The organism is Streptomyces griseicoloratus, from assembly GCF_014534645.1.
Classification (GTDB): Bacteria; Actinomycetota; Actinomycetes; order Streptomycetales; family Streptomycetaceae; genus Streptomyces; species Streptomyces griseicoloratus.
The window spans coordinates 18,972-40,281 of the sequence record NZ_JACVQF010000167.1; the positions used below are offsets into that span (position 1 = coordinate 18,972).

General features: G+C 71.8%; 18 protein-coding genes and 2 pseudogenes. 9 read left to right on the plus strand and 11 right to left on the minus strand.

The window, feature by feature from the left end:
• Positions 1-52: 52 nt before the first annotated feature.
• Positions 53-805, minus strand: coding sequence for a DUF4232 domain-containing protein (locus H0H10_RS06605; RefSeq protein WP_188179895.1), 753 nt, complete (start codon positions 803-805; stop codon positions 53-55).
• 209 nt (positions 806-1,014) lie between these two features.
• On the opposite strand from H0H10_RS06605, the gene H0H10_RS06610 reads away from it, so the two are divergent.
• The 3 genes from H0H10_RS06610 (at position 1,015) to H0H10_RS06620 (ending at position 4,800) form a co-directional block, all read left to right on the plus strand.
• Positions 1,015-2,481 carry a helix-turn-helix domain-containing protein gene (locus tag H0H10_RS06610; protein ID WP_188179911.1) on the plus strand — a complete coding sequence of 489 codons (1,467 nt, stop codon included), beginning with the start codon at positions 1,015-1,017 and terminating at the stop codon, positions 2,479-2,481.
• 137 nt (positions 2,482-2,618) lie between these two features.
• Entirely contained in the window at positions 2,619-3,845 is a 1,227-nt protein-coding gene (locus tag H0H10_RS06615) for an aminotransferase-like domain-containing protein (RefSeq protein WP_188179896.1), read from the plus strand.
• Between the two features lie 100 nt (positions 3,846-3,945).
• Entirely contained in the window at positions 3,946-4,800 is an 855-nt protein-coding gene (locus tag H0H10_RS06620; protein ID WP_188179897.1) for an arylamine N-acetyltransferase family protein, read from the plus strand.
• Positions 4,801-4,862: 62 nt separating this feature from the next.
• Here H0H10_RS06620 and H0H10_RS06625 read toward each other — a convergent pair.
• Positions 4,863-5,597, minus strand: a pseudogene (locus tag H0H10_RS06625) (helix-turn-helix domain-containing protein); the annotation flags it as partial.
• A gap of 5 nt (positions 5,598-5,602) precedes the next feature.
• The gene (locus tag H0H10_RS06630; RefSeq protein WP_188179898.1) at positions 5,603-6,397 is read right to left on the minus strand and encodes a peptidoglycan-binding protein; all 795 of its coding nucleotides are present in this window, start codon (positions 6,395-6,397) and stop codon (positions 5,603-5,605) included.
• Between the two features lie 298 nt (positions 6,398-6,695).
• Here H0H10_RS06630 and H0H10_RS06635 point away from each other — a divergent pair, with 298 nt between their 5' ends.
• Complete coding sequence (locus H0H10_RS06635) at positions 6,696-7,148, plus strand: peptidoglycan-binding domain-containing protein (RefSeq protein WP_188179899.1); 453 nt, start codon at positions 6,696-6,698, stop codon at positions 7,146-7,148.
• Positions 7,149-7,216: 68 nt separating this feature from the next.
• Here the strand turns inward: H0H10_RS06635 and argS are convergent, their stop codons facing one another.
• On the minus strand, positions 7,217-8,980 hold the full coding sequence (argS, locus tag H0H10_RS06640; RefSeq protein ID WP_188179900.1) for an arginine--tRNA ligase: 1,764 nt from the start codon (positions 8,978-8,980) through the stop codon (positions 7,217-7,219).
• A gap of 260 nt (positions 8,981-9,240) precedes the next feature.
• On the opposite strand from argS, the pseudogene H0H10_RS06645 reads away from it, so the two are divergent.
• Positions 9,241-10,886: pseudogene (locus tag H0H10_RS06645) on the plus strand (IS200/IS605 family accessory protein TnpB-related protein).
• A gap of 104 nt (positions 10,887-10,990) precedes the next feature.
• A complete protein-coding gene (gene lysS, locus H0H10_RS06650; RefSeq protein WP_188179901.1) occupies positions 10,991-12,736 on the plus strand; it encodes a lysine--tRNA ligase in 1,746 nt (581 codons plus the stop codon).
• 51 nt (positions 12,737-12,787) lie between these two features.
• Here the strand turns inward: lysS and H0H10_RS06655 are convergent, their stop codons facing one another.
• From H0H10_RS06655 to H0H10_RS06665, 3 genes are all read right to left on the minus strand, one after another.
• A complete protein-coding gene (locus H0H10_RS06655; RefSeq protein ID WP_188179902.1) occupies positions 12,788-14,092 on the minus strand; it encodes a DUF2637 domain-containing protein in 1,305 nt (434 codons plus the stop codon).
• Between the two features lie 82 nt (positions 14,093-14,174).
• Positions 14,175-15,077, minus strand: a complete 903-nt coding sequence (locus tag H0H10_RS06660; RefSeq protein ID WP_223179472.1) for a DUF3558 family protein — start codon at positions 15,075-15,077, stop codon at positions 14,175-14,177.
• Between the two features lie 118 nt (positions 15,078-15,195).
• Positions 15,196-16,050: a DUF3558 domain-containing protein gene (locus H0H10_RS06665; RefSeq protein ID WP_188179903.1), complete on the minus strand. Its 855-nt coding sequence runs from the start codon at positions 16,048-16,050 to the stop codon at positions 15,196-15,198.
• Between the two features lie 214 nt (positions 16,051-16,264).
• Between H0H10_RS06665 and H0H10_RS06670 the strand changes: the two genes are divergently transcribed.
• Positions 16,265-17,458, plus strand: coding sequence for an RtcB family protein (locus H0H10_RS06670; RefSeq protein ID WP_188179904.1), 1,194 nt, complete (start codon positions 16,265-16,267; stop codon positions 17,456-17,458).
• 7 nt (positions 17,459-17,465) lie between these two features.
• Here H0H10_RS06670 and H0H10_RS06675 read toward each other — a convergent pair whose 3' ends face one another.
• From H0H10_RS06675 to H0H10_RS06690, 4 genes are read right to left on the minus strand one after another with little or no spacing between them, the layout of a single operon-like run.
• Positions 17,466-18,209: a tyrosine-protein phosphatase gene (locus H0H10_RS06675; protein WP_188179905.1), complete on the minus strand. Its 744-nt coding sequence runs from the start codon at positions 18,207-18,209 to the stop codon at positions 17,466-17,468.
• Between the two features lie 41 nt (positions 18,210-18,250).
• Complete coding sequence (locus H0H10_RS06680) at positions 18,251-18,397, minus strand: hypothetical protein (RefSeq protein WP_188179906.1); 147 nt, start codon at positions 18,395-18,397, stop codon at positions 18,251-18,253.
• Positions 18,397-19,173, minus strand: coding sequence for an SDR family NAD(P)-dependent oxidoreductase (locus H0H10_RS06685; protein ID WP_188179907.1), 777 nt, complete (start codon positions 19,171-19,173; stop codon positions 18,397-18,399). The genes H0H10_RS06680 and H0H10_RS06685 overlap by 1 nt, the downstream gene beginning before the upstream one ends.
• Before the next feature lie 44 nt (positions 19,174-19,217).
• The gene (locus H0H10_RS06690; RefSeq protein ID WP_188179908.1) at positions 19,218-19,556 is read right to left on the minus strand and encodes a YnfA family protein; all 339 of its coding nucleotides are present in this window, start codon (positions 19,554-19,556) and stop codon (positions 19,218-19,220) included.
• Between the two features lie 195 nt (positions 19,557-19,751).
• Here H0H10_RS06690 and H0H10_RS06695 point away from each other — a divergent pair, with 195 nt between their 5' ends.
• Positions 19,752-20,237 (plus strand): MarR family winged helix-turn-helix transcriptional regulator, encoded by a 486-nt coding sequence (locus H0H10_RS06695; protein WP_188179909.1) that lies wholly within the window; start codon positions 19,752-19,754, stop codon positions 20,235-20,237.
• Between the two features lie 84 nt (positions 20,238-20,321).
• The coding region (locus tag H0H10_RS06700; protein ID WP_188179910.1) for an LLM class flavin-dependent oxidoreductase at positions 20,322-21,310 on the plus strand (989 nt) is incomplete at its 3' end.

Sequence of the window (21,310 nt, forward strand, 5' to 3'; positions counted from 1 at the left end):
GTCCCTGCCCGGTCCGCGCCGTCCGTCGGCCCGGGCAGGGGGTGCGTGGCCTTCAGTAGGTGAGGGCCGTGTCCATGCTGGGCTGCCAGTAGGTGACCGTCAGGGCGTTGTCGACGTGGACCCCGCCGGAGGGCAGGGCGACCGTGGCGACGGAGCCGTCGTCGAAGGGCACGGTCAGGGTGGTCACGGTGTGGCCGCCCTCGGCGCTGCCGTCGCCGGCGGACAGCAGCACGCCCGCGTAGCCCGACTTGCCCGGCTCCAGCGTCGTGACGGCCTGCGGCTTGGTCTCCTCCGCGACCGGGGGCACGGACTGGGCCTCGCCGAACCTCGCCATCGGGTAGGCGGGCAGGTAGCACGTCTTGGAGCCGGTGTTGGTGGCGGTCAGCAGCAGGTGGTTGAGGGGGCGGGACACCTCCGTAGCGGTGATCTTGACGGAGGACGCGGAGCACTTGCCGGGCTTTGCGTCGTCGTTCTTGCCGCCGCCCTGGGAGCCCGCTGCGCCGGAGCCGCCGTTCGAGCCCGGGGCGTTGCCGGTGCCGGAGGAGCCGCCGGAGCCGTTCGAGCCGGCCTGGTCCTTCTCCTTCGAGCCGGACTGCTCCTTCGAGCCGGCCGCGCCTCCCGCGTTCGAACCCTTGTCGGTGGAGGCGCCGTCGGACGGGGTGGACGGGCCCGTGGCCGTCGCGGAGGAGGACGGGCTCTCGGCGCTCGTGTCCTCCGAATCGCCCTGGCAGGCCGTCAGGGAGAGCGCGGCCAGCGCGACCGTGGTGGCGGCGAACAGGCGGATGCGGGTGGTGCGTGCGGACATGACGAGGCCCCTTCGAGTGGATTGTGAGTGGGCCGCTCGACCGTTCACCGGGAGCGGCTGCTTGGATGACCACAGCGTGGGGCAGGTCCCGTCCCGGTGGCCAGGGGCGTCGGAACATGCGGGACAATGGGACGCTGGAAACGGCTCTGACCTGGGCGAACGGCGTCCCTCTGGGACGCGGTACGGGGACGCGGGAAGAGGGGGAGACGGTGGCGGGGGACGACTTCGCTGGGCTGCTGCGGGAGATGAAGGAGCGGTCCGGACTCAGTTACGGGGCGCTCGGCAAACGGCTGCACATCAGTGCGTCGACGCTCCACCGGTACGTCAAGGGGGAGGTCGTTCCGACGGAGTTCGCGCCCGTCGAACGCCTGGCCCGGCTGTGCCGGGCGACCCCCGAGGAACTTCTCGAACTCCATCGCCGCTGGATCCGCGCGGACGCGCTGCGCGGTGTGAAACCGGGGAAGTCCGCCGAGCCGGAGAAGGGCGAAGCCGCGGAGAAGGACGCGGAGGCCCCGGAGGCGGTGGCGGAGGCGTCGGAGGCGGAGGCGCCGGAGGCCGAGGCCCCCGGCGACGCGGAGAGGGCTGACGGGCCGGTGGCCGTCGCCGAGCCCGCGTCCGCCCCCACGCCCGCCGCCTCCGCGCCCGACGGCCGGGACGACGCGGGCCCCGCCGCTGCCGCCGCTCCCGCCGCCACGCCCCGCACCGACGCCGACGACACACCGCTCGTCACCGCGACGGCCAGGCGTCCGCGTCCCCGTCCCCGGCACCGGCGTATGGCGCTGTACGCCGCGACCGGTGTCGCCGTCGCCGCCGCCGTGGGGCTCGTGGTGAACCTGATTCCCGACGGGGAGTCCGGCGGGCGGGACGTGCCCGCGAAGGCCGCCGGGGGCACCGCGTCGCCCGCGGCATCGGCGTCGGCGTCGCGGCCCACGGGCTCCGCCTCCCCGACCGGGAGCGGCTCGGCCTCGCCGTCCGCCTCCGCGTCCCGCACGAGCACGGCCTCGCCCGGTCCCACGCAGTCCCGGGCGGCCGACAAGCCCGCCGGTTCCGCCGGGCGGGACGGCTCGGGGGAGGGCGGCGGATCGGTGACCGTGCAGACCACGCCGTACTACTGGGACTCCCCCTGCGACCAGAGCTTCCTGGTCGACCGGAGCCCGCGGAACGTGCCGCCGCCGCCCACCACCCAGCGGGACGCCGTCGGCTGGGCCACCGCGCTCGGTGCCGTCTCCGCCGACCGGCAGACGGTCGCGCTCACGGTGCAGGGGACCGGCCCCGAGACCGTGGTCCTCCAGGCGCTGCACGTCCGCGTCGTGGGCAGCGACGCGCCGCTCACCTGGGACAAGTACGCGGTCGGCGTCGGCTGCGGCGGCGGGGTCGCCACCAAGTCCTTCGACGTCTCGCTCGACCTCGGCAACCCCCTGGCCACCCCGGTGAACGGGCAGCGGAACTTCCCGTACAAGGTGAGCGAGTCCGACCCCGAGGTCTTCTACGTCAACGCCCACACCAGCGGGCACGACGTCCGCTGGTACCTGGAGCTCGACTGGTCCAGCGGCTCACGGCACGGCACGGTCCGCATCGACGACAGCGGCAGGCCGTTCCGCACCAGCGCCTCGGACACCGACTACTACGGCTACATGCTCGGCGGCACCTCCTGGGAGCACTTCGACGGCACCTGAACGGCATCCGACGGCATCCGACGGTCGCCGGCACCGGTGCCCGCGCCGGTGTCCGCATCACGGAAACCTGCGTGTAGGCAGCACGCACTTCCCTAGGCTGCGGTGACGAGCCGTCACCGCAGCCGAAGGGACCGTGCATGACCATCACCGAGCCCGCGTCGACCCCCGCCCCCGCTCTTCCACCGCTCGCCACGCGGGCCCGGTCGGTCGGCGGTTCCCCCGTCCGGGACATCCTCGCCGTCACCGCCCGTCCCGAAGTGATCAACTTCGCGGGCGGGCTGCCCGCCCCGGAGCTGTTCGACGCGGAGGGCATCGCCGCCGCGTACCAGGCGGTGCTCGCCGAGACCCCGGCACGGGCGCTGCAGTACTCCACGACCGAGGGCGAGCCCGCCCTGCGGGCCGCGCTGGCCGCCCGCACCTCCGCGCGCGGTCTGGCCACCGACCCCGACGACCTGCTCATCACCACCGGCTCGCAGCAGGCACTGTCCCTGCTCGCCACCGCGCTGATCGAACCCGGCGACGCCGTCCTCGTCGAGGACCCCTGCTACCTCGCCGCCCTCCAGGTCTTCGGCTTCGCGGGCGCCCGGGTGATCGCCGTGCCCGGCGACGAGCACGGTCCCGACCCGCAGGCGCTGGAGGAGCTGGTGGTGCGCGAACGCCCCAAGCTGCTCTACACCGTGCCCACCTTCCAGAACCCCACCGGACGCACCATGCCGGCCGGCCGCCGCGCCGCCCTGGCCGACGTCGCCGCCCGGCTCGGACTGTGGATCGTCGAGGACGACCCGTACGGGGAGCTGCGCTTCGAGGGCGAGCGGGTGCCGTGGATCGCCTCCCACGACGGCGCCCGTGACCGGACCGTGCTGCTCGGCTCCTTCTCCAAGGTGATGGCCCCCGGCCTGCGCCTCGGCTGGCTGCGGGCGCCCGCCGAACTGCGCCGGGCCTGCGCGGTGGCCAAGCAGGCCGCCGACCTGCACACCCCGACCGTCAACCAGCTCGCCGCCGCCCGGTACCTCGCGGACCGCGACCTGGACGCCCACATCGCCCGCGTCGCCGCGGCCTACGTGACCCACCGGGACGCCATGCTCGTGGGCCTGGGGGACGCCCTCCCGGCGGGCTCGGTCTGGAACCGTCCCGAGGGCGGCATGTTCCTGTGGGCCCGGCTGCCGGAGCGGTACGACACCACGGCCCTGCTCCCGGAGGTGGTCCGGCACGACGTGGCGTACGTCCCCGGAGCGCCCTTCCACGCCGGCGAACCCGACCGCTCGACCCTGCGCCTGTGCTTCGTGACGCAGACGCCGGAGGAGATCGCGGAGGGACTGCGCAGGCTGGGCGAGGCGCTGCGGACGGCCGGAGACCGGTCCTGAGGCACCCGGGTCCCGTCCGGCGGCCCTAGGTCCAAGGACGGAGCGGGGCTCGGCCCGCAGCGGGCGGACAGGGCGGACGGGGCGACCGTACGGTGTGGGCATGGCTGACAGCGCACAGACGTTCGACCTCGACGCGTACCTCAAGCGGATCGGCTGGGAGGGGGAGCGACGCCCCGACACGGACACGCTGCGGGCCGTGCACCTCGCCCACCTCCGGGCCGTCCCCTTCGAGAACCTGGACCCCGTGAGCGGTACGGCACCCTCCCTCGACCTCGGCGATCTGACGGCCAAGCTGGTCCACTCCCGGCGGGGCGGCTACTGCTACGAGCACAACACGCTGTTCGCGGCCGCGCTCCGGGCCCTCGGTTTCCGGGTGACCCTGCTGGCCGCGCGGGTCGTCGTGGGCGCCGAGCGGATCGAGGACCGGCCGCGCACCCACATGGCCCTCCTCGTCGAGGTCCCCGGCGATCCGCAGCCGTATCTGGCCGACGTCGGATTCGGCGCGATCGGCTCGCTGCTGGAGCCGGTGCCGCTGACGGCGGACACCGAGTTCCACGACGCCGGCCGGCGCCACCGGCTGGTGCACGTGCCGCACCGGGGTCCGCTGGAGATGTGGGTGCTCCAGGCGCACCGCGGCACCGGCACCGGGGCGGGGGCCGACGCCGGCTGGGAGGCGCAGTACGCCTTCACGACGGAGCCTTTCGAGCAGCCCGACTACGAGGTCATCAACTGGCACATCGCCACCAACCCCCGCTCGCCGTTCTCCCGGCGGCCCTACGTCCAGCGGCTCCTGCCCGGCCGGCACCTGCTGCTCGACGGCAACCGGCTCACCGAGACCCGAGCCGACGGAACGGTCAACGAGCGGGAGCTGACGGGGGAGGCCGAGGCCCGCCGGGTCGTGGAGGAGGACTTCGACATCGCGGTCCCGGCCGGGCTGACGCTGCTCGACGGCTGAGCCACGCGGCCGCCGAAGCACTCCACCGGACCGTCGGCGGGACGGAAGCAGGCCCGGACGGCGGAGCCCGGCCGGGCCGCGGTCATGACCGTGTAGACGTACGACTCCGCGTCGACGTCGTCCGCGATCTCGGCGGCACGGGTGGGACCGCCCGCCGACACCTCGATCCGGTCGCCGACCCGCGTCCCCCACATCCGGGCCCAACTGGCCTCGCACTTGCGGCTGTAGCGCAGTTCCAGCCCGGCCCCCGTGGAGGCGCGGTAGGAGGCGAGGGTGTCGGGGCCGCCGCCGCAGAACATGTGCATCGGGTCCTGCCCCTCACAGGCCGCGCCCCGGCAGCGCGGCCCCGGAACGGACGCGGAGGCGGACGGGGACGACGCCGCCGGGCCGCCGTCCCGGTGCGGCAGCAGCAGGAGGGCCGCCGCCACCCCGCCCACGGCCACCGCGCACACGCCGGCCAGCACCGCCATGACCACGCCCCTGCCGCGGCGCGGCGCCAAGGCGGCCTCGGGCGGTGGCGGCGGTGCGTCCGCGGGAGGCGCCGCCGCCCCGCGCCCGCTCGACTCCGACTCCGCGATCTCCCACAGCGCAAGGCACCGTCCGTCCGGTTCGCGGGCGAGCCGGCACAGGTCCTGCACGGCCTGGCGCGGCGGCAGGGTCCGGCCGTTGAGATAGCGCTCCCAGGACGACTTGCTGTAGGCGGTCCGCTCCGCCAGCCCCGCCAGGCTCAGTCCCGTGCGGGTCCTCAGCTCCCGCAGCGCGGCGGTCAGCCGGGCCCGTTCCGGGGGCGTGGTCATGCCGGTCACCGCGGTGCCGCCTCCCGCAGCGCCTTCCAGGTGTGCGGGCCGATGATGCCGTCCACGACCAGGCCCGCCCGCTTCTGGACGCGCTTGACCGCGCGCTGCGTCAGCGGACCGTAGATCCCGTCGACCTCCCCCGGTGAGACGCCCGCCCGGCGCAGCAGGCACTGGGCCTCGGCGACCTCCGGCCCGGCGTGGCCGTACGCCAGGACGGCGTCCTCGGTACGGCTGTTGCCCGCCTGCCAGCGGCCGTCGACCCGCTGCACCCGGCAGGTGTACGTGACCGGCGTCCGCGACGCCGACGACGTGGACGCGGACGTGGACGTGGCCGTGGACTGGACGACGTGCGTCGCCGCCGTACCGCCGCGCTCGCGGCCACCGGAGCCGTCGCCGAACCGCACGGCCAGCAGGATCGCCGAGGAGACGGCCAGCACCACGGCCACCGAGCCCGCCACGACCGCGACCCGCGGCGGACCTCCGCGCGACCGGGTCTCCTCGGGTGCCGCCCGCGTGCTCCGCGACTCGCGGGCCGCCGCCCACCGTTCCGCGGCGACCTCGTGCAGGGCCAGCAGCCGGGCCGGGTCGTCGCCGCCGATCCGGGCCATCGCCTCGACGGCCTCCCCCGGCGGCAGCGACCTGCCGCCGAGGTACCTCTCCCACGACTTCGCGCTGTACCCCGTCTTCGCGGCCAACTGCCGCAGACTCAGCCCGCTGTGGTCCTTCAGCCTGCGTAACCGCACCACCAACTGCCGGACGCGCGGATCAAGTTCGGTCGGCAGCTCTTTCCAACGCGACATGTTCCCCCACTCGCGTTCGGGTTCGCCGGTCCGGGTCCTCCCGCGGCATTCTGCACCAGCGGTCACGGCTCGGACCGGGCCGCGGTTCCCGAACCCGTACGGAATCGGCCAGATCGCCCGCCGCGGCCGTCCCCCCGCACCGACTCACCGGCCGACGTCCCCGCAGGTCAGCGCGTGGGACGTCCCGCGAGTACGTCACTTCGGCGGCAACCGTGGCGACCCCGGTCCCCGGCCCCGCAGTCTCGTTGCCGTGCCGGCCGGTGCGGTCGGCCCACCCGGACATCGGAGGGGAAACAGCATGCGAGCACTCACCAGGGCACTCGTCAGTGTCACCGCCGCCGTCGGGATCGCCGCCGGAACCGTGGCGACCGCGGGCACCGCCTTCGCGGCACCGGACACGAAGCCGGCGGCGAGCGCCGAGGCCGCCCCGCTCGCCGTGGTCAACCTCGGCCTGAACTCCACCCAGGCCAAGGGCGTCCAGCAGTGGCTGAGGGCGAACTGGGACTACAACGGCGCGATCGACGGCCAGCTCGGCACCAACAGCTGGAAGGCCTTCCAGCGCCACCTCAAGGCGTACCACGGCTACAAGGGGGCGATCGACGGCGTCGTCGGCAGCGGCACGGTCAAGGCGCTGCAGCGCTTCCTGAAGAACAACGGCTGGGGCTACGACGGCGCCATCGACGGAATCGCCGGGACGAAGACGAAGGCGGCCTTCAAGACGTTCGCCAACTGGTGCGTGAACACGTACTAGGGCGAACACACCGCGGCCCGTCCTCCCGACGGGGGAGAGGACGGGCCGCGTACGTCCGCGCCGGGCGGTCAGAGCCGCTCGGGCGTCCGGATGCCCAGCAGGGCCATGCCCTGGTGGAGGGTGCGGGCCGTGACGTCGCACAGGAACAGGCGGTTCTCCACCTGCTCCGGCGTCTCGGCCTTCAGCACCGGACACTTGTCGTAGAAGGACGTGTACAGGGACGCCAACTGGTACAGGTACGCCGCCAGCTTGTGCGGAGCGTGCTCCGCCGCCGCCTCCGCCACCGTCTCCGCGAAGGCGTCGATGTGCAGGCCGAGCGAGCGCTCCGCGTCCGTCAGCGCCAGCTCGGGGCGGGCGGACGGGCGCACGTCGCCCGCCTTGCGCAGGATGGACTGGATACGGGCGTACGCGTACTGGAGGTAGACGGACGTGTCGCCGTTCAGCGAGACCATCTGGTCCAGGTCGAACTTGTAGTCCCGGTTCGCCGACGTCGACAGGTCCGCGTACTTCACCGCGCCGATGCCCACCTGGGCGCCGCGCTCGGCGATCTCCTCCTCGGACAGGTCCTGGGCCTTCTCCCGCACGACCGCCGACGCGCGGTCGATCGCCTCGTCGAGGAGGTCGACCAGGCGGACCGTCTCGCCCTCACGGGTCTTGAACGGCTTGCCGTCCTTGCCGAGGACCGTGCCGAAGGCGAGCTGGACGGCGTGGACGTCGTCGTTCAGCCAGCCGGCCCGGCGCGCGGTCTCGAAGACCATCTTGAAGTGCAGGGACTGACGGGCGTCGACCACGTACAGCAGCGTGTTCGCCTTGAGGTTGAACACCCGGTCGCGGATCGCCGACAGGTCGGTCGCCGCGTAGCCGTAGCCGCCGTCCGACTTCTGCACGATCAGCGGGACCGGCTTGCCGTCCGGGCCCTTGATGTCGTCGAAGAACACGCACAGCGCACCCTCGGACCGCACCGCCACGCCCGACTCCTCCAGGAGGCGGCAGGTCTCGGCCAGCATGTCGTTGTACCCGGACTCGCCGACGATGTCGGGGTCGCGGACCTCCATGTCCAGCTTCTCGAAGACGGAGAAGAAGTAGATCTTCGACTCGTCGACGAACTTCTGCCACATGGCCAGCGTGTGCGGGTCCCCGGCCTGGAGGTCGACCACCCGGCGCCGGGCGCGGGTCTTGAACTCCTCGTCCGAGTCGAACTTCTTCCGCGCGGCCTTGTAGAGGCGGTCGAGATTCGACATCGCCTCCTCGCCGGTCACCTCGGCGGCCTTGTGGTCCAGCTCGTGCGGGTGCTCGTCCAGGTACTGGATGAGCATGCCGAACTGGGTGCCCCAGTCGCCGATGTGGTGCCGCCGCACCACCGTCTCGCCGGTGAACTCCAGGATCTGGCGGACCGAGTCGCCGATCACCGCGGAGCGCAGGTGGCCGACGTGCATCTCCTTCGCCACGTTCGGCTGGGCGTAGTCGATGACCGTCGTGCCCGGGTGCTCCGCGCGCGGCACACCGAGGCGGCCCTCGGAGTCGGCCGCGCGCGCCGCGAGGTTCTCGGTGATCGCCCGGTCGGTGATCGTGACGTTGAGGAAGCCGGGGCCCGAGACCTCGATCTCCTCGATCACGTCACCGGTGACGACCTGGGAGACGACCTGCGCGGCCAGCTCCCGCGGGTTCGCCTTGGCCTTCTTCGCCAGGGCCAGGATCCCGTTGGCCTGGTAGTCGGCCCGGTCGCTTCGTCGCAGCAGCGGGTCCGCGGCACCGGCCTCCGGCAGAGCTGCCGTGAGGGCCGCCGCGAGGCGCTGGTGGACGGAGGCGGTGAGGGACGTGACCGAGGCCATAAGTAGGGGTGCCGTTCTCCTCGTGGGGATGGATAGACCCGACCAGTATCCCATGGGGGCAGGGGCTGCTGGCCTGGCCGACTGTGAGTGCTTCTGCCACATGCGAGTGAGTGCCCGCGGCGGCAGCCAAGGGTTGTGTGCCGCTCATCCGGAGAGGAATGAGAGTTCGTCTGTCGAAGATGTGACCTTTGCGGGCGGTGTTCGTTGAGGGTGTTGAGAGGGGCTTCGGGTGGGTTGCGGGGGCCGAGAGGGGGTTTGGGGTGGGGGATGTCCTGTGGAAGCTCGCGGCACCGTTCGTCGTGCCCGGCCCCTGCGGCGTTGCGGTCCGTACCCGGCTCAAGCACCTCACCCATGGCGATGAGGAAGTGCTGCGTACGGTGGGCGCGCATCTGGGGACGCTGGCCTCCCGAGACCTGAAGACACGCTGCCGTGACGGCATGGGACATGACGCCGAGGCGTGGGCCGCGCGCAAGCGAGCGCTGACGCCGCAGTCGTCCGCCCGCTGGGCGAGCGCGATAACGAAGGCCACGCATGATCAGTGGGGACTGGCGCGCCGCTGCCAGCTCGCCCACGTCCAGTCCCTCGAGGCCGCTGTACGTACCATCCGGCACCGGCTTTCGCTGCCGGTGGGTGAGAAGGGCAGTAAGCGGGCTCCGGGTGGCTACCGCAGCAGGCAGGAGTGGCATGCCAAGGCACGCCGCCTGCGCGTCCTGGAGGACCGGCTGGAACGGGAGCGCGCCGATCGGAGGACGGGGACCGTGCATGTGGTGCGGGGCGGCAATCGCCTCGCCCGTGTCAGGCACCACCTGTCCGACGCGCAGCTCACCGAGGCCGAGTGGCAGCAGCGGTGGGAGGCGGCACGCTGGTTTCTCCAGGCGGACGGGGAGTCCGGGAAGCGGTTCGGGAACGAGACCATCCGTATCGGCCCGGACGGCGAGGTGAGTATCAGGCTCCCGGCCCCGTTGGCCGGGCTGGCCAACGCGCCACACGGCCGGTACATCCTCGCCGGCCGGATCGGCTTCGCCCACCGTGGGCAGGAATGGGCCGACCGCGTGGCCGCCAACCGTGCCGTCGCCTACCGCATCCACTACGACGTCACTCGTGGACGCTGGTACCTCACCGCCTCCTGGCAGATCCCCGTCACCCGGACGATCCCGCTGGCTGCGGCCTTGGCCGACGGAGTGATCAGCGTAGACATGAACGCTGATCACCTCGCCGCGTGGCGTCTCGACACCCACGGCAACCCCGTCGGCAACCCGCACCGCTTCTTCTATGACCTGACCGGATCAGCCGATCACCGTGATGCCCAGCTCCGGCACGCCCTGACGCGGCTGCTGCACTGGGTCCGGACGTGCGGCGTGAAGGCCATCGCCGTCGAGGACCTTGACTTCACCACGAAGAAGAGCCGCGAGAAGCACGGCAGGCGCAAGCGTTTCCGGCAGCTGATTTCCGGCATGCCCACCGGCAGGCTCCGCGCCCGCCTCACCTCCATGGCCGACGCCACCGGCATCGCCGTCATCGCCGTCGACCCCGCCTACACCTCTCAATGGGGCGCCCAGCACTGGCAGAAGCCCCTCACCAGTAACAACCGCAAGGTCAGCCGCCACGATGCTGCCGCCGTGGCGATCGGAAGGCGCGCCCAGGGGTATCCGGTCCGGCGACGGACGGCACCGCCCCGCATCCACCAGAGCGATGGGTGTGGGCATCGGACCGTCCAGGCCGGGCCGGGCGCCCCGGGCCGTGAGGGAACCCGTCCCCGCATGCCCGGATCACGGACACGATCCGTGCCGCCGGACCGCGGAGCGAAAGCGGGCAACCAGGGCATCCAAAACCGTTCGGGATGTCCCCAGTGACGAGGTAGGGGTCGAGCCAGGACCCACTACTGGTCACTGATGAGGAGCGGTAAAGCGGTTTTCCCGGGCGCGAGGCGGTCTGGGAGAATGGAGCGGTCAGCCGTGCGACCGTAGCGGCTGCTTCAGGAGCATCTTTCCGGAACTTCAGGAAGAGGACGTGCCGATCGTGGCTCAGCAGAGCACCGAGACCACCGACTGGGTCTCCCGTTTCGCGGACGAGGTCATCGCCGAGTCGGAGCGTCGGGCCCCGGGCAAACCGGTCGTCGTCGCGTCCGGGCTCTCGCCCTCCGGTCCCATCCACCTCGGCAACCTGCGCGAGGTCATGACCCCCCACCTCGTCGCCGACGAGATCCGCCGGCGTGGGTACGAGGTGCGGCACCTGATCTCCTGGGACGACTACGACCGCTACCGCAAGGTGCCGAACGGCGTCGCCGGCGTCGACGAGTCCTGGGCCGAGCACATCGGCAAGCCCCTCACCTCCGTCCCCGCCCCCAAGGGCTCCGCGCACCCGAACTGGGCCGAGCACTTCAAGGCCGCGATGATCGAGTCGCTGGCCGAGCTGGGCGTGGAGTTCGACGGGATCAGCCAGACCGCGCAGTACACCTCCGGCGCCTACCGCGAGCAGATCCTGCACGCCATGAAGCACCGCGGGGAGATCGACGCCGTCCTCGCCCAGTACCGGACCAAGCCGAAGGCCGCCGCGAAGAAGCAGCAGAAGCCCGTCGACGAGGCCGAGCTGGAGGCCGCCGAGGGCTCCGGCGCCGCGGCCGAGGACGACGGCAGCTCCGGCTCCGCCGGCTACTTCCCGTACAAGCCGTACTGCGGCAACTGCGAGAAGGACCTCACCACGGTCACCGCGTACGACGACGACTCCACCGAGCTGACGTACGCCTGCACCGCCTGCGGCTTCTCCGAGACCGTCCGGCTGAGCGAGTTCAACCGCGGCAAGCTGGTCTGGAAGGTCGACTGGCCCATGCGCTGGGCGTACGAGGGCGTGATCTTCGAGCCGAGCGGCGTCGACCACTCGTCCCCGGGGTCGTCGTTCCAGGTCGGCGGGCAGATCGTCGGCATCTTCGGCGGCAAGCAGCCCATCGGCCCGATGTACGCGTTCGTGGGCATCAGCGGCATGGCCAAGATGTCCTCCTCGCGGGGCGGGGTGCCCACCCCGGCCGACGCGCTGCAGATCATGGAGCCCCAGCTCCTGCGCTGGCTGTACGCCCGCCGCAGGCCCAACCAGTCCTTCAAGATCGCCTTCGACCAGGAGATCCAGCGCCTCTACGACGAGTGGGACCGCCTCGACGCCAAGGTCGCCGACGGCAGCGCCCTCCCGGCCGACGTCGCCGCGCACTCCCGTGCCGTGCGCACGGCCGCCGGGGACCTGCCGAGGACGCCCCGGCCCATGCCGTACCGGACGCTCGCCTCCGTCGCCGACATCACCGCCGGGCACGAGGACCAGGCCCTGCGCATCCTGAGCGAGCTGGACCCGTCCAACCCGCTGGGCTCGCTCGACGAGGCGCGCCCGCGGTACGACAAGGCCGAGGCGTGGATCAACACGCACGTCCCCGCCGACCAGCGGACCATCGTGCGCGACGAACCCGACGCCGAGCTGCTGAAGTCGCTGGACGAGCCGTCGCGGCAGTCGCTGCGCCTGCTGCTCGACGGGCTCGCCGAGCACTGGTCGCTGGACGGGCTCACCCACCTCGTCTACGGCGTGCCCAAGGTCCAGGCCGGGTTCTCCGCCGACGCCACGCCCAAGGAGCTGCCGCCGGAGATCAAGACCGCCCAGCGGACCTTCTTCGCGCTGCTGTACCACCTGCTGGTCGGCCGTGACACCGGCCCGCGGCTGCCCACGCTGCTGCTGGCCGTGGGACAGGACCGGGTGCGGCACCTGCTCGGGGAATAGCGGGCAGCCTGGCGAAAGGCCCTCGTACGGGAGCCGTACGAGGGCCTTTTCCTAGGCGATGTGGTCCTCTTCCAGTTCCGCGTTGTAGCGGTTGGTGAAGCGGGTGACCAGGCGCTTGGCCTCTTCCGGGGCGAGCGTGCGGCTGAACTCGGCCTCGACGTTCTCGCCGAACTCACGCGGGGTCGGGTAGCTGCCGTTGATCGACTGCTTGAAGACCTGGTAGTACGACTCCTCGTCGGGCTCCGGGGTGCCGCCGCCCTCGCCGAGTTCGCGCGTGCGGTTGGGGCCCGCCGGGATCGGGAAGCTGCCGGTCTCCTCCGGAGAGGGCTCCTGGAGCGGGGGCTCCTCCTCGTACTGGTCCCGGTACTGTTCGGCCTCCTGCTGCTCCTCGTACCACTGGGCGTACTGCTCGGCGGGGTCGTAGGTGGGGTCGTAGTCGCCGTGGTATTCGACCTGGCGCGGGGTGTTGAACCAGGGGCTCTGGTCCGGTTCGCCGGTGTCGGCCTGGGGCCCGGCGTTCTGGTGGGCCTCCAGCTCCAGGCGCTGCCCGCCGAGGGGTGCCGCTGCATCCACCCGTGCCGCCCCAGCGGCACGACTGCCCGCAGCTGCGTCGGCGCGACTGCCCGCGGCTGTGTCCTGCTGCGGTGCCGGGGGGAGCAGGGCCGGTTCGATGCCCGCTGCCGCCAGGCCCGCCGGGGCCGTGTCGGCCAGCGGTACGCCGTAGCGGGCCAGGCGCAGCGGCATCAGGGACTCCACCGGGGCCTTCCGGCGCCAGGCGCGGCCGAAGCGGGAGCGCAGCCGGGCCTGGTAGACCAGGCGCTCCTGCTCCAGCTTGATCACCTGCTCGTAGGAGCGCAGCTCCCACAGCTTCATACGGCGCCACAGCAGGAAGGTGGGCACCGGGGAGAGCAACCAGCGGGTGAGGCGGACGCCCTCCATGTGCTTGTCGGCGGTGATGTCGGCGATCCGGCCGATCGCGTGCCGGGCGGCCTCGACGGCCACCACGAACAGGACCGGGATCACCCCGTGCATGCCCACGCCCAGCGGGTCCGGCCAGGCCGCCGCGCCGTTGAACGCGATCGTCGCCGCCGTCAGCAGCCACGCCGTCTGGCGCAGCAGCGGGAACGGGATGCGGATCCAGGTCAGCAGCAGGTCCAGGGCGAGCAGCACACAGATGCCCGCGTCGATGCCGATCGGGAAGACGTAGCTGAAGTTCCCGAAGCCCTTCTTGAGGGCCAGTTCACGCACCGCCGCGTACGAACCCGCGAAGCCGATCCCGGCGATGATGACGGCACCGAAGACGACGACGCCGATGAGAACGCGGTGCATCCGTGTCAGCTGTAGTGGCGCGGCCACCCGTACTCCCCTCCCAGTGCCAGTTGTTGCGCGCAACAGGGTGGCACATGTGTGCGGGGCACGGGTGGCCGGTCCTGGGCGCCTACGACTTGGAGCCGGTCTTCGACGGGCGCTTGGAGGCACCCGTGGACGAGTCGTCGGACGAGTCGTCGGACGACGAACCCGACGTGCCCTTCGACGCCGACGGAGAACTGCTCGACGTGCCGCCGGCCCGGGCCCCGTTGGCTTCGGTCACCGCGGCCACCGCCTCCTTGGCGGCCTTCTGCGCGGCCTTCGCCAGGTCGTCGGCGTCCGGCGTCTTGTCACCGGCCAGGCCGGCGCCGTTGTAGTCGACGGTGACGACGACGTTCTCGACGCGGGCGACGACCGTGTTCTGCTTGAAGGTGCCTTCCTTCTTCTTCAGGTCGTACCGGACGTTCGCCGCCTCGTCGCCGGTCCCGGTCAGGGGCTCGGTCTTCACGCTCTTCGCGCCGTCCGAGGTCTGGGCGTCCTGGAGCTGCTTCATGTAGTGGTCGCGCGCCAGCTTGTCGCCCTCGCCGCGCGTGACGTCCGACTCGAAGCGCAGCAACGACACGTTGAGCCAGCGGAACTGCGAGCCCTTCACACCGTTGTTGTCGAGGCTGCTCCAGGAACAGCTGCCGCGGGTCGCGGTGTCGGCCGAGGTGCCCTCCTTGCCGGAGTCGGCCCCCTTGGGCACCAGGTCCTCCAGCGTCTTCTCCGAGAGCACCTTGCACGGCTCCGGGAGCTTGGCGTACGCCGCCGCCTGCACCGTCGGGGACGGGCTCGCGGACTTCGACGCGGCGGCCTTGTCCGCGCCCTTGTCCTTGTCGTCACCGGAGCCGGAGTCCGAGGAGCAGCCGGCGGCCACCAGCATCACGGGGACGGCCGCCGCGCAGACAAGGAGGCGGCTGAGGCGCTTCGCTCGCGGGTCTCGCTGGTCTCGGTGGTCTCGCTGGGCTCGTCGCTGCATGGTTCCTTCACTCATGGCACTCGTGGTTCCTGATGATCGGAACGGGTCCGACGGGCCACGGTACGCGGTGGGGCAACCGCGCGGTCCCGGTTCCCGGGCTTCGCGCGCGGGTGCGGGGATGCCCGAGGGGCCGTCAGCCGCCGAGTGAATCCGCCAGCCGGGAGGCCAGTTTCCGCGCCCTGTCCTGCATTTCCTCGCTGTCGGGCGCGACCGCGAGCGTCGTCGGCTGCTCGGCGTACTCGATGGTCACGATCACGTTCGACGTGCGGAACGCCACAGTCACCGTGCGCCGCTGGGCCGTCGAACCGGAGCTGTTCAGCTCGTCGTCCAGGAAGGCCTCGTCGCCCAGGTCGTCGAGGAGGCGGGGCTGGAGGTCGGTGGGGGTGGCGCCGTCGGACGTGCCGGTGGAGGGGGAGCCGGAGGCCGACGAGGAGGGCGAGCCGTCGGCGGGGGCGGAGGCGCCGTCCGAGGCGGACGCCGTGGCCGAGCCGGACGCGGATCCCGACGCGGACGCCGACGGCGTTTCGGAGACGGCCGGTTCGGGGAGGTCCGCCGCCTCCACCCGCTTGGCGAAGAGCTGTTCGGCCTCGCTGTCGTCGCTGACGGCGTTGTCGTACGACACCACGCGCTCGAAGTCGACGAAGAGGTGGTCCGTGGCGGTCGCCGACTCCACCTTCCAGCGGCAGCCGACCTTGCGGTCGGTGTCGTACGCCAGCGTCGCCTCGCCCGCGTACGCCTTCTCGCGGCTCACCTCGTCCGCGATCTCCTTGATGCCGGGCAGCAGCGAGTCGAGTGTCTTGTTGCCGACGGCCCGGCAGGGTTCGGGCAGGGTGCGGTACTTGCCGGGCTGGGCCGCCTGTGAGGTGACGCCGGGGTCGCCCGGGTTGGAGTCGTCCGTCGTGGCGCCGTCGCCCGAGCCGCCGGTGCAGCCGGCCAGCAGTGCCGCGAGCAGGGCGGCGATGCCGGGTACGTAAGCCTTCCGCCGCACGGTCGGGCTCCTCTCGACGGTGTCCCACGGGTGCCTCGCGCCCGTTGCTCCAGTGTCCCCGCTGCTTATTCGCTTGCCGCACAGGGGCGTCCCCTGCAGACAATGTGTATCGCACGCGCTGCCGTGAACGCCGGTCCGTTGTCCTCTTCGTCGACCTTGGCGATGGTTTTTGCGCTTTCTGACTTCTATTCGGTTTCGGGGGAATGGGGACGTCATGTCGTACGTGGAGCTGCCGGGCGCGAAGGTGCCGATCCGCATGTGGACCGACCCGGCGACGGTCGAGGAGGGGGCGCTGCAGCAGCTGCGGAACGTCGCCACCCTGCCGTGGATCAAGGGCCTGGCCGTCATGCCGGACGTGCACTACGGAAAGGGTGCGACGGTCGGCTCGGTCATCGCGATGCAGGGCGCGGTCTGTCCCGCGGCGGTGGGCGTCGACATCGGCTGCGGGATGTCGGCGGTGAAGACGTCCCTGACGGCGAACGACCTGCCGGGCGACCTGTCGCGGCTGCGGTCGAGGATCGAGCAGGCGATTCCGGTGGGGCGGGGAATGCACGACGATCCCGTGGACCCGGGGCGGCTGCACGGCTTCGCGACCGCCGGGTGGGACGACTTCTGGGGGCGGTTCGACGGGGTCGCGGAGGCGGTGAGGTTCCGTCAGGAGCGGGCGGGCAAGCAGATGGGCACGCTCGGATCCGGCAACCACTTCGTCGAGGTGTGCACGGATTCGACCGGAGTCGTCTGGCTCATGCTCCACTCCGGTTCCCGCAACATCGGCAAGGAGCTCGCCGAGCACCACATAGGCATCGCCCAGAAGCTCCCGCACAACCAGGGCCTGGTCGACCGCGACCTCGCCGTCTTCGTCGCGGACACCCCGCAGATGGCGGCGTACCGCAACGACCTGTTCTGGGCGCAGGAGTACGCGAAGTACAACCGCACCATCATGATGGCGCTCCTGAAGGACGTGATCCGCAAGGAGTTCAAGAAGGCGAAGCCGGTCTTCGAGCCGGAGATCAGCGCACACCACAACTACGTGGCCGAGGAGCGGTACGAGGGGATGGACCTGCTCGTGACCCGCAAAGGCGCGATCCGCGCGGGCTCCGGCGAGTACGGGATCATCCCGGGCTCCATGGGCACGGGCTCGTACATCGTGAAGGGCCTCGGGAACGCCAAGTCCTTCAACTCGGCCTCGCACGGCGCGGGCCGGCGCATGAGCCGCAACGCGGCCAAGCGGCGCTTCACGACCAAGGACCTGGAGGAGCAGACCCGGGGCGTGGAGTGCCGCAAGGACTCGGGCGTCGTGGACGAGATTCCGGGCGCCTACAAGCCGATCGAGCAGGTCATCGACCAGCAGCGGGACCTCGTCGAGGTCGTGGCGAAGCTGAAGCAGGTCGTCTGCGTGAAGGGCTGACGCCCGGTCACGCGAGGAGACGGGCGCGGAGAGTCGCCGAGACGGCCTTCGCGTCCAGTTCCAGTGCCCGGGTCACGTAGCCCTCGACGGAGCCGTGACGTTCGGTCAGGTGGGTGAGGAACAGGGTCATCACCTCGGCGGGGGCCCGGCCGTAGGCCGGCCAGGTGGGGGTGCGGCCGGCGTTGCGGGCCGTCCAGGACGCCAGGAGGGCGGGGGCCGCCAGGTCGGTGAGGGTGAAATCCTCGACGATCGCGGGGGCCGGGACGCCCAGGAGGGACAGGACCAGGGCGGCCAGCAGGCCGGTGCGGTCCTTGCCCGAGGTGCAGTGGAAGACGAGGGGTTCGTCCGCCCGGGCCGCCTCCGTCACCAGTTCCAGGGCCCGGCGGATCTCCTTGCGGCCGTCCTCCGCGACCTCCAGGTAGCGTTCCGCGAGGTACGGGCCCGGCGCGATGTCGGGGGTCAGGGCCGCCTGGTCGTAGGGGCGGTGCTCGATGCTGAGGTTGTGGTAGGTGAAGCCCGGGTGCTCCGGGACCCGGCCGTGGGCCTCGATCTCCCAGGGGTAGCGGAGGTCCACGACCGTGCGGACGCCCAGGGAGAGGAAGCGGGTCCAGTCGTCCGTGCCCTCGGTGAGCTTGCCCAGGGAGTCCGCGCGGTACAGGCGTCCGGGGCGCACGCGGCGGCCGTCGGCGGTCGTCCAGCCGCCCAGGTCACGGAAGTTGGCGAGCGCGGCGAAGGGTATGTGTCTGTCCACGCGCTGACCCTACGCAGCCGTCCCGGCCGGTTCACGAGGTTTTACTTCGCGTGTGTCACCGCGTAGATCATCACGAACGCCACGATGTGGATGCCGAAGAGGAAGTAGCCGAGCCACCACCACATCTTGCGCTCGTCCTTCGTCTCCTGGTCCAGGCGACGGCGTTCGAGATCGTCCTCGGCCGGCATCAGGGCTCCCGGTGGACCTTGGTGTTCGACGCCTGGGCGCGGGGGCGGACCACCAGGAGGTCGATGTTGACGTGGGCGGGGCGGGTGACCGCCCAGGTGATCGTGTCGGCCACGTCGTCGGCGGTCAGGGGCTCGGCCACGCCCTGGTAGACCTTGGCCGCCTTCTCCGCGTCGCCGCCGAAGCGGGTCAGGGCGAACTCGTCGGTCTTGACCATGCCGGGCGCGACCTCGACGACGCGGACCGGGCGGCCGACGATCTCCAGCCGGAGGGTCTCGGCGAGGACGTGCGCGCCGTGCTTGGCGGCGACGTAGCCCGCGCCGCCCTCGTAGGTGCCGTGTCCGGCCGTCGAGGAGACGACGACGACCGTGCCGTCGCCGCTCGCCTCCAGCTTGGGCAGCAGGGCCTGGGTGAGGTTGAGGGTGCCGATGACGTTCGTCTCGTACATGCGGCGCCAGTCGTCCGGGTCGCCGGTGGCCACCGGGTCGGCACCGAGTGCGCCGCCCGCGTTGTTGACGAGGACGCCGATCGTCCTGAAGGCCGTCGCGAACTCGTCGACCGCCGCCCGGTCGGTGACGTCCAGCGGGTACGCCGTCGCCGAGTGGCCGGCCGCCTGGATCTCCTCGGCGATCGCCTCGATGCGGTCCTTGCGCCGCGCAGTCAGGACGACGCGGTACCCGGCAGCGGCCAGCCGGCGGGCCGTGGCGGCACCGATGCCGCTGCTCGCGCCCGTGACGACGGCGATGCGGGAGGCGGCGGGCGGTGTGGCGGTGGCCATGGGCTGCTCCAGGTTCGTACGGTCGGTCGCCCGCCCAGCGTAAGTCAGCCGCCGTTGCGCGGTGCCCACATGATCACGGCCATCCCGGCCAGGCAGACCAGCGCGCCCGCGATGTCCCAGCGGTCGGGGCGGTAGCCGTCGGCGACCACGCCCCACAGAATCGAACCGGCGACGAAGATCCCGCCGTACGCGGCGAGGATCCGGCCGAAGTGGGCGTCGGGCTGGAAGGTGGCGACGAAGCCGTAGGCGCCGAGCGCGAGGACTCCGCCGAGGGACCACAGCCAGCCGCGCTGCTCGCGCACGCCCTGCCAGACCAGCCAGGCGCCGCCGATCTCGAACAGGGCGGCGACGGCGAACAGGGCGGCGGAGCGCAGGACGGACATGCGGGCAGCTTCGCATGCCGCCTCCCTACGCCGTGGGCGTGCCCCTGTCACCTGATGGAGGGCGCTCGGGGCCGGAGCCGCGGGGGATACATCCGTACGACGGTGACGCGGCGACCGGTGGGCTCGGAGAAACCGGCGAGCGGCAGGCGTGCAGGAACCGGCGACCGGTGGGCGCGGAGACAAGGGGTGCGCGGCATGGGCGGGACGGCGCGGGAGCGGTTGCTGGAGGAGCTGTCCATCGTCTCCCGGCGCTCCATGGCCTCGTACGCCCTCCTCAACCAGGCCGCCGCCGACCACCTGGGCCTGCACCCCACCGATCTGCAGTGCCTGAACCTGCTCACGCTGGAGGGCGGCCCGGTGACGACGGGCCGGGTCGCCGAGCTGACGGGGCTGACGACCGGGTCGGCGACGCGGCTGGTGGACCGGCTGGAGCGGGCGGGGTACGTCGTGCGGAAGCGGGACGCGGCCGACCGGCGGCGGGTGCTGGTGGCGACGGTGCCGGAGCGGATCACCGAGTTCCGGCGGTTGTGGGACGGGCTGGGCGGCGGCTGGGTGGCCCTCTTCGAGGATCTGGACGACTCCCAGCTCCGCCTGCTCATCGACCACATGCGGCGTGCGGCCGAGTTCGGCGCGAGCCAGGTGGAGCGGCTGCGGGCCGGGGAACCCCGGGGCGTGTCCTAGGGGGAGTCCTGCCGGAATAACCTCCGCGGGCGGACCGTTCCAGGGCTATAGTTGAACGGTCAACAACTTGGAGGTTGAGCGACCATGCAGTTCGGCATCTTCACCGTCGGCGACGTCACGCCGGACCCGACCACGGGCCGTACGCCGACCGAACGTGAGCGCATCAAGGCCATGGTCGCCATCGCGCTGAAGGCCGAGGAGGTCGGCCTCGACGTCTTCGCGACCGGCGAGCACCACAACCCGCCGTTCGTGCCCTCGTCGCCGACCACGATGCTCGGCTACATCGCGGCCCGGACCGAGCGGCTGATCCTGTCCACGTCCACCACCCTCATCACCACGAACGACCCGGTGAAGATCGCCGAGGACTTCGCGATGCTCCAGCACCTGGCCGACGGCCGCATGGACCTGATGATGGGACGCGGCAACACCGGCCCGGTCTACCCCTGGTTCGGCCAGGACATCCGGCAGGGCATCAACCTCGCCGTCGAGAACTACGCCCTGCTGCACCGCCTGTGGCGCGAGGACGTCGTCGACTGGGAGGGCAAGTTCCGCACCCCCCTGCAGGGCTTCACCTCCACGCCGCGCCCGCTGGACGGCGTGCCGCCCTTCGTCTGGCACGGCTCGATCCGCTCCCCCGAGATAGCGGAACAGGCCGCGTACTACGGCGACGGCTTCTTCCACAACAACATCTTCTGGCCGGCCGACCACACCAAGCGGATGGTCGAGCTGTACCGGACCCGGTACGCCCACTACGGGCACGGCACGCCCGAGCAGGCCATCGTCGGCCTCGGCGGGCAGGTGTTCATGCGGAAGAACTCGCAGGACGCCGTGCGCGAGTTCCGGCCGTACTTCGACGTGGCGCCGGTCTACGGGCACGGCCCGTCGCTGGAGGACTTCACGGAGCAGACGCCGCTGACCGTCGGCTCGCCGCAGCAGGTGATCGAGAAGACCCTGTCGTTCCGCGAGTACGCCGGTGACTACCAGCGCCAGCTGTTCCTGATGGACCACGCCGGGCTGCCGCTGAAGACCGTGCTGGAGCAGCTCGACCTGCTCGGCGAGGAGGTCGTGCCGGT